Source organism: Zunongwangia atlantica 22II14-10F7 (assembly GCF_002094855.1).
In the GTDB taxonomy this organism is placed as follows: Bacteria; Bacteroidota; Bacteroidia; order Flavobacteriales; family Flavobacteriaceae; genus Zunongwangia; species Zunongwangia atlantica.
Genome location: NZ_ARYN01000036.1, coordinates 1 through 7542 on the forward strand (window position 1 = coordinate 1; position 7542 = coordinate 7542).

A 7542-nucleotide genomic window follows, 5' to 3' on the forward strand; every position below is an offset into this window, starting at 1 on the left:
GGTTTTGAGACAGTCTGACGGTCCCGGTTAACGACAAGTGGCGCGGAATTATGGATGCAGATTTGTCGGCTTACGGTTTGGTTTATTATGGAAACTAATTTAGTTCTTTTCTATGAAACCCGCCATTTGCGATAACCGTTGTTGGCAAGAGTATCTCTTACTCTAACTCAATAAAATTAGATCTTATACCTTTCCCAATGAATATTAAAGCATCAAAATGTTTAAACCAATTTGTTGTATCACTATTCAATCCGAAAAAGCTATCATACTCTTTGTTGGAAAACTCTGGTTTTTTTTTGATTAATCCATTAGAATCAATAAAATAATTCTGTTTGGTATTTGGTAAATAGTGGAGTAGATTATTTTCATTCGCTTGAGCTTTGTCTATTTTTCTTTCTTTAATCCAAGGCATATGGATATAAGTGAAAGCAATATGATATGAAATGTTCGAGTTCATTTCTACAAAATCATACCCCATAGTCTGTCCTTCCATAAAATCTTTTTCAACTTTTGACATGTGTGCATTTGCCACCCAAACTAAAAATTTTTCTTCTGGATATTCATTCACTAGAAAATCTAAATTTTTAGCCATTTGTTTATCCCTAATTGGAATACCCTCTTTCTTACTACTATGAATTGTATAGATTTCAACAGCGCTTTTAAAACTTTCTAAAAATTGATGCCAAACAGAATTTATATTCTCATTAGACAATAATAAATCTAGACTGCTCAACAGATACTCGACTTCATCTTTCTTTAATTCATCACCTCGTGTTTTGATAGATTTATCGGCCAACTGAATGAATTTATCACTTACTGAAATATTATTTTGCTTTAAATAATCCTCCAATTTTGTGGCAAAATTGTGATAAGTAAAATAAGAATGTGTGTGATTATCCAGTCCCCAAATAGTTACTTCATTTTCTTCTAAAAATTTGAATAGATCCTGGCATTGCTCTGATCGGGTCCAATGTGGGAAAATATTATATTTCTTATGGTCGAAATACAATCCGAAAAAGTCACTCTCAAAAACTATGTTTTTATAGCCTTTTTCATTAACTAAGTATTTGACAAACTCAGTTTTTGCTAAAAAATCAGATCCGATGTGATGCGCTGACTCTCCTAAGAAAACTATTCTTCTTTTCTTAAGATTTTCTGAGACAATATTTTTTACTTCATCAGTCAATAAATTATCAATTGAGTCCATTTGATAAATATGATTCTCAATTTGAGAAAATGAAATTTTACTAAAACTAATTAAAGCGATTAAGATTATAGTTCGGATTTTCATAGATATTCTTGCCAACAGTTATTAAAAATGAAAAAAGTACCGATTTACTCGAATAATAATCCAGTTATCGACACTTTTTTCAAATCTTAAATATTTTTCTTCACTATCTCTTATCTATCAATTTCTCTAAATAAGCCACCTTCTCTTTTTCCGCTTGCAATAACCTTTCATATAGTTTTTTATTCTCCTCAACTGATTCCATTAGTCTATCCAATGGATTGAAGGTACAATGACTGTTGAAAGCACTTTTATCATGAAAATTATTAAAATAATTGAAAACAGATTCTTCTGAAAATTTTTCAATACCTTCTTTAGTCACTCCTAATACCTTTGCCACTCTTTCCAACTTTTCATCTTCAATATGCTCGCTTTGTTCCAAACTGGATACACTCTGTTGACTGATCCCTAATTCTGCGGCAAGGGCTTCCTGCTTCATTCCTCGAAGTTCTCTAATTCGGCTAATCTTTCTACCGATATGACTGGTTTTTGTTGCTGTGCTCATAATCTCAAAGATAAACATTCTTTTTAAAAGTTTCGCTCATCACCCTTTGGAGTAAAAAACAAGTCCGCTATTGTTTTTTACTGGTCATTCTGGTTCGTTACGGTCGCTTCTTTTTAAAACTTGAAGACTCATTGACAATCACTGAAGTTTCACTTTAACACCTTTTTGATCTATGCTGACCAACTTGCATCCTCCCAAAGTTATAGAATTTGCGCTAACCCAAATTACGGATATCCTCATTATCAACCTAAATCTTAAATTATGAACTCAGCCAATTTACCAGAAGCTATTCTAAAGAAACTAATAGCGGTAATTAAAGCTCTTACAGATGTACATTCGATTTATTGGATAGGAATACGAACTAATGAACATTGGGAAATTACGCTTCTCATTGTAAGTAAGTCTTACATCAATGATCCAAAGTATTTTATGGGTAAGATATTTTCCAAAATGAATCAAAAAGTAAAGATTTTTAGTATTCATTATACTTTGAATGAGATTGAAAACCGATTGACGGAAGGTGACAATTTCTTAAGTTTAGTCTTAAATGAGAATAATAGAATTTTTCAAGAAAGCCCTCTTTTTCTTACCGGATATAATAATCATCCAATAATGTTTCAACGAATACAAGAACGTTGGGAATCTAGAATGAGTAAAGCAGAATACTTTAATAGTAAATTGGATGTGAGTGATGATAACTATAGCGAACCCGCTAAACTTCTTTTAGCGGATCAAGCTATTACACAGACCTGTGCAGCGCTACTTTGGGTTTATTGGGAATATAAGCCACCCGTATTTGATTTAGATTATATGATTCATTTATGTCAAAACTTTAGTAAGAGTATAAAAATTGTTCTTCCTAAACATTCTTTTCGATCACAACGTGTTTACAATCTAATATGCCATGCGCAATTTAATTTAAACTATAAATCGCTTCAGCATATCTCAATAGAGGACGGATATTATGCTTCCGATTTGGCATTTAAATTTCTAAGAGCTGTACGTGTTGAAGGAAAGAAACGATTAACTGAATTAGCTAAAGTTCATAACATCTAAATGATGTATTAAAGATATCTATTTGATTAGTGGACACGGATTAAAACGGATATTACCCAGCTTAGACGACTGTTGAAGAATTCCTGGAAATTGAAGAATCAAAGGAATACACTTAGCTATCAAAGATTGGTATGGTGGGGGGATGGATCGATAGAGCAGCGGGAAGCAAAAGGCCGCTATTTTAACATTTCAAGGTCGTTTCTGACCGAAAATTTTGATGAATTGATGAACGGGGAAGGTTAAGCCCTGTATTTATAGGGATTTCAGGGCTCATCATTTATTCATCAAATGTTCATCAAAATTAAAAGTGATGAATAAAAGCCTGCTATTGAAAATAAAAATGATGAATTGATGAATTTTTGATGACAGCTTCAGCTCAATGTCTACAAGGGCTTAGGAGGGGTTCTCATCAATTCATCAAAAAAATCCAGAAAATAGAACGCTTATGAAAATAAAGAAAATATGCTGTAAACATGCCCGTAATTTAGACATCGTACACGTACTCGCTAAATTAGGTCATTATCCCAGCAAAACAACGGTGAAAGAAGCCTGGTTTCTGAGTCCCCTGCGGTCAGAAACACAGGCCTCTTTCCTTGTCTCTTATCATAAAAATCGCTGTACGACTTCGGATTGGAAAAGGTGGAAATTGTTTGGATCTGATTATTGAATTAAAATAATGTTCTATTCCTTAGGCTTTGAAAAGCTAAAAATAGGGAATGCCAAACGAGGATTTCCAATGATGGGGACACGGGTTCCCATCCAACGGAAAATTCTAATATAGATCATAATTCAAGATGTGTGTCTGTGGACACAATCTTGGTTGCGCCCCATGGTTGCAACAAAAGAAAAGAGATGTTTAGGGCAAAGTTCAGCTTACCTAAAATATACCTGTAAATCATAAGAAAATTTACTCTAATAACTCATAACTATAATAGGTGCGATTATCCCAGGTTATGATCCCTATAGAGTTTCCATCGTCAGGACTTAGACTATCTTGAACAAACATCTCGAATTGTTGTAATACATTTTCGAAAGTACTCTCATTTTCATAAATAAAATATTTTGATGGGGTATTGTTCCAATTGCCTGATGAACTATCTGGATATGGAATTCTTCCATTTGAAGGAAAAGTATACGAGGATAATGATGATATGTCATCAAGCTTCTCTAAGAAATTAGCACACAAATCTGTTTGTTCTAAATTAGTTCCACACACTACAGCAAAGGAATTTTCGGGATACCTGAAGGTGACAGGATTTACTAAATCAGTAAACTCAGCATTTTTAGGAAGGATTTCAATTTGCTTGGAATTGATATTTACTTCGTAAACATCAGTCTTTTCCGCTCGTTCAATTTTAAGTTTTTCCGTAGTTTCTGGTAATTCCAAGAAGCCATAGGCTGGACCAAAGGCTGCTAAGCAGAGATCTGGTTTATGAATACCAGTTATATTAATGGTCATTTCGTTATTCTTAAAACTTTCATCAAAATCAATTTGATAATTGAAACATGGATAAATTTCTGAGGTACGAAGAGCTAATTTTAAGGTTGGCAAACTTTGATCGTTTCCGGAATAGCGCTCTTCTGGATAAAATTCTATATTAGTAGTTAGAATTTCTTCATCAATAACTGTGGTTTCCTCAGGTTCACAGGATACAAAAAGAATAATGAACAATACTATGTATAATGGTCTCATGTATACTAGATACAAAAAAGCAGAAATCGTTGCGTTGTTTTTTTAGAAGAAAATAACTTATCTGTTCATTAATTTTAAAAGTAATTTAAGCTTTAGCGATGTTTACTTTTTTTATCCAGAGCATTTGCCTTTTTCGTTCCATTGAATCACTACTAAAGATCAAATGAAATAGGCTTTAGGAGTATTTCATTTACTTCTTTTAGAGCCGTCACATTACCTTTTTGATATTTATTCTTCTACAGGATTTAGAATTAGGAAAAGGGCTATAAATAGGAAAGCGTAGCTGACCGGTTTATGCGCCCGCTAATGCTAAATCCTGTTCTTTTGAGATCAAAAAGGTGAGGTTTTAAAATATCGGAGTAAGCTTAAAACTATGCAATGCAGATCGGTCAACTTTACCGGAATGTTGCTAAAGCGAACGTGAGGTAAAAGCAAATTTTCCGCTTCAATCAATTAAAATTTTTATTTGCTTTTGGCTTATGTTCAAGACCATTTCGACGAACCGTTTTGACTGCAACGTAGTGTAAGGAAATATAGTGAGGATTACTCAATTTATACCTACAATTTCATTTTTTACTAATTTTTACTGTAAAAAATTGCCTGTTTATAGGGCTTCCCAGAGGTTTTACTGGAAATTTAGTAAAAAAAATTACACAAACAAACTATAAAGTATTGAATGTCAGATAAATGAATATTATAACACCGCTCTGCGTGTCATCCTCTTGCTCTTCCCTTAGTTTCGATTTTTATCTCTCAAATAAATACAGAAGGTCAAAGAGAATTTACTAAAACTAAAACCATAGATAAATTATAAAATTATTTGATGAATATGGAAAATCCCTTACTAGGCTCTTCCTTAATCATTTTAAATTTTATTTTAACTTATTGGTTATTTGTATACCTAAAAGTCTTTGTAGGGATATTAATTTTAATAGTCGTAAACGTTATTTTTAACAAATAAAATAATACAACATAACGTTTTATGACATACATTTATTAAAATCAATGAAAAATTATTTTATTTTTCAATGTTAGTTGCTGTACTACCATTAATGAGTTTTTCAGAAAACAAAATGGAACAAGTTCAATCTCCATTAGTTTTAAATGTAGATTGTGATGCTGAGGCCCTAGATGCTTATAATAGCGTTTTACCGGTGTATGGGGCTCAAGCAGCCAATGATGCTTATAATCAAACACATTCAGATTGTTTGGCTAATGGAGGAGATAGCGAATATGAAGTAATAATCGATGGCTAAAATTTTATTAACTTGTCTATTAATGTTTTGTGTCAATTTGTTTAGCCAAAATATAGAAATTACATACAAGGCTTCGGTTAAACATATTGACACAATTCAAAATGAAAAGAATTCTCAAATTATAAAGAGGATTACTAATGGAGTAAATAGAATTTTGCCGAGTATTGAGTTTGTTGTTGTAAGCGATAATGAATATTATAATGTTAAATATCAACAAATGATGATCTCTGATTATGAAAATGAAAGTTATTTGAATCTAGCAGTAACAATAGCTTTAGATGGAAATTTTATTATAGGAGATTTAGAATCTTCTAAAAGTTATTATGAATCCGGTCAAACAAACAAAATAAAAAAAGTCAGGATGGATAATATAACTTGGAGTTTAAGTAAAGAAACAAAGACTATTCTGGGATATGTATGTTACAAAGCTTTAGCGGAAACTATTGATTTAAATGAAGATAATAAATTAAATCCACCAAGAGTAGCTTGGTTTGCACCTGATCTCAATTTTCGAGGAGGGCCAACTGCTTATGCTAATTTACCTGGAATAATTTTGGAAATGGAAACTCCAAAAACTATTTTTAAAGCAATCTCTGTTAAAAATAAAAAAAAAGTTGACTTAAAAAGACCGAATTATAATCAAGAAAATGTTTTAAGCCATAAGGAATTAGAACAGTATTTTATTGACAATAGTCCTATATCTGGTTCTAGAAATTGATTCTTCGTAAAATAGAATTGTCTAATTGCTCTATTATTTAATTAATGTTAATTTCTAAGTAATTATTTAATCGGAGACTTTAGAATCATACAACTTTTAACTGTTTTTGCGACTGAGACTTACCAAGCCGTACACGCTCAATGTACTCAAGCAGGTGGAGATAGTGAATTTGAATCTGAAATTAATGGCTAAATTTAGATTTATTTTATTTTTATTTTTTAGTATCAATATGTTTAGTCAAAATGTCGAAGTAATATATAAGGCATCAGCAAAACATATTGATACTATTGAAAATGTAAGATCAAGCAATATCATTAGAAAAATCACTAATAATATAAATGATATTATGCCTAATATTGATTTTGTTCTAACTAGTAACAATAACTTTTATAATATGACTTATAAAAGGATTATGCCAAATGATCTTCAAAATGAAAATTTTTTTAATCTTTCAATTATAAGGGCGTTAGATGGCGTTTTAATCAATGGGGATTTTGAAAAAGGTATGAGTTATTATGAGTCCAGAAATTTAAAAAAAGTTAGAAGTGTCAATATGAATAACATTGAATGGACTATAACAAAAGAATATAAAAATATAATAGGGTATAAATGTTATAAAGCAATTGGAAGTATAAAAGATCCCGATCAAGAAAATAAGCTTACACCCCCTTCAGTTGCTTGGTTTACACCAGAAATGAACTTTCGTGGAGGACCTACTGCTTACGCAAATCTACCTGGATTAATTTTGGAGTTGGAAACTCCTAAAATTATTTTTCAGGCGACGGATTTAAAAATGAAAAGAAATGTAAGTTTAAAAGAGCCAAAATATAATTCAGATAATATTTTACCGCATAAAGAATGGCAAATATATTTCGAAAAAATGAATCCAATTCCTAAATCGAATAAGTAAAAGAAACTCTACTAATCGTACTTGAAATTAAAACTACTTTTACTTTTTACCCTAGGTTTTTACTTTAATAGTATTAAAGCTCAAACCTACACCGGCACTGTTAAAGACTCTGTTAA

Annotated in this window: 7 protein-coding genes; 4 read left to right on the plus strand and 3 right to left on the minus strand. The window is 31.5% G+C overall.

Annotated elements, in window-relative coordinates; genetic code table 11:
• Nucleotides 1-157 precede the first annotated feature (157 nt).
• Entirely contained in the window at nt 158-1207 is a 1050-nt protein-coding gene (locus tag IIF7_RS20080; protein WP_176219021.1) for an erythromycin esterase family protein, read from the minus strand.
• Nucleotides 1208-1394: 187 nt separating this feature from the next.
• Nucleotides 1395-1793: a type I-B CRISPR-associated protein Cas8b1/Cst1 gene (gene cas8a1 / locus IIF7_RS20085; protein ID WP_245801687.1), complete on the minus strand. Its 399-nt coding sequence runs from the start codon at nt 1791-1793 to the stop codon at nt 1395-1397.
• Between the two features lie 261 nt (nt 1794-2054).
• Between cas8a1 and IIF7_RS20090 the strand changes: the two genes are divergently transcribed.
• Entirely contained in the window at nt 2055-2849 is a 795-nt protein-coding gene (locus tag IIF7_RS20090) for a hypothetical protein (protein ID WP_084843477.1), read from the plus strand.
• Between the two features lie 907 nt (nt 2850-3756).
• Here IIF7_RS20090 and IIF7_RS20095 read toward each other — a convergent pair.
• On the minus strand, nt 3757-4542 hold the full coding sequence (locus tag IIF7_RS20095) for a hypothetical protein (RefSeq protein ID WP_084843478.1): 786 nt from the start codon (nt 4540-4542) through the stop codon (nt 3757-3759).
• Between the two features lie 1028 nt (nt 4543-5570).
• Here IIF7_RS20095 and IIF7_RS20100 point away from each other — a divergent pair.
• The 3 genes from IIF7_RS20100 to IIF7_RS20110 all read left to right on the plus strand — a co-directional run bounded on the left by IIF7_RS20100 (nt 5571) and on the right by IIF7_RS20110 (nt 7426).
• Entirely contained in the window at nt 5571-5798 is a 228-nt protein-coding gene (locus tag IIF7_RS20100) for a hypothetical protein (RefSeq protein ID WP_084843479.1), read from the plus strand.
• Entirely contained in the window at nt 5791-6516 is a 726-nt protein-coding gene (locus IIF7_RS20105) for a GLPGLI family protein (RefSeq protein WP_084843480.1), read from the plus strand. Before IIF7_RS20100 ends, IIF7_RS20105 begins: the two co-directional genes overlap by 8 nt.
• A gap of 184 nt (nt 6517-6700) precedes the next feature.
• The gene (locus IIF7_RS20110; protein ID WP_084843481.1) at nt 6701-7426 is read left to right on the plus strand and encodes a GLPGLI family protein; all 726 of its coding nucleotides are present in this window, start codon (nt 6701-6703) and stop codon (nt 7424-7426) included.
• Nucleotides 7427-7542 lie beyond the last annotated feature (116 nt).

Coding starts and splice junctions, on each gene's coding strand:
- IIF7_RS20100 (WP_084843479.1), top strand. CDS start 5,571: ATGTTAGTTGCTGTACTACCATTAATGAGTTTTTCAGAAAACAAAATG.
- IIF7_RS20080 (WP_176219021.1), bottom strand. CDS start 1,207: ATGGACTCAATTGATAATTTATTGACTGATGAAGTAAAAAATATTGTC.
- IIF7_RS20090 (WP_084843477.1), top strand. CDS start 2,055: ATGAACTCAGCCAATTTACCAGAAGCTATTCTAAAGAAACTAATAGCG.
- cas8a1 (WP_245801687.1), bottom strand. CDS start 1,793: ATGAGCACAGCAACAAAAACCAGTCATATCGGTAGAAAGATTAGCCGA.
- IIF7_RS20095 (WP_084843478.1), bottom strand. CDS start 4,542: ATGAGACCATTATACATAGTATTGTTCATTATTCTTTTTGTATCCTGT.
- IIF7_RS20110 (WP_084843481.1), top strand. CDS start 6,701: ATGGCTAAATTTAGATTTATTTTATTTTTATTTTTTAGTATCAATATG.
- IIF7_RS20105 (WP_084843480.1), top strand. CDS start 5,791: ATGGCTAAAATTTTATTAACTTGTCTATTAATGTTTTGTGTCAATTTG.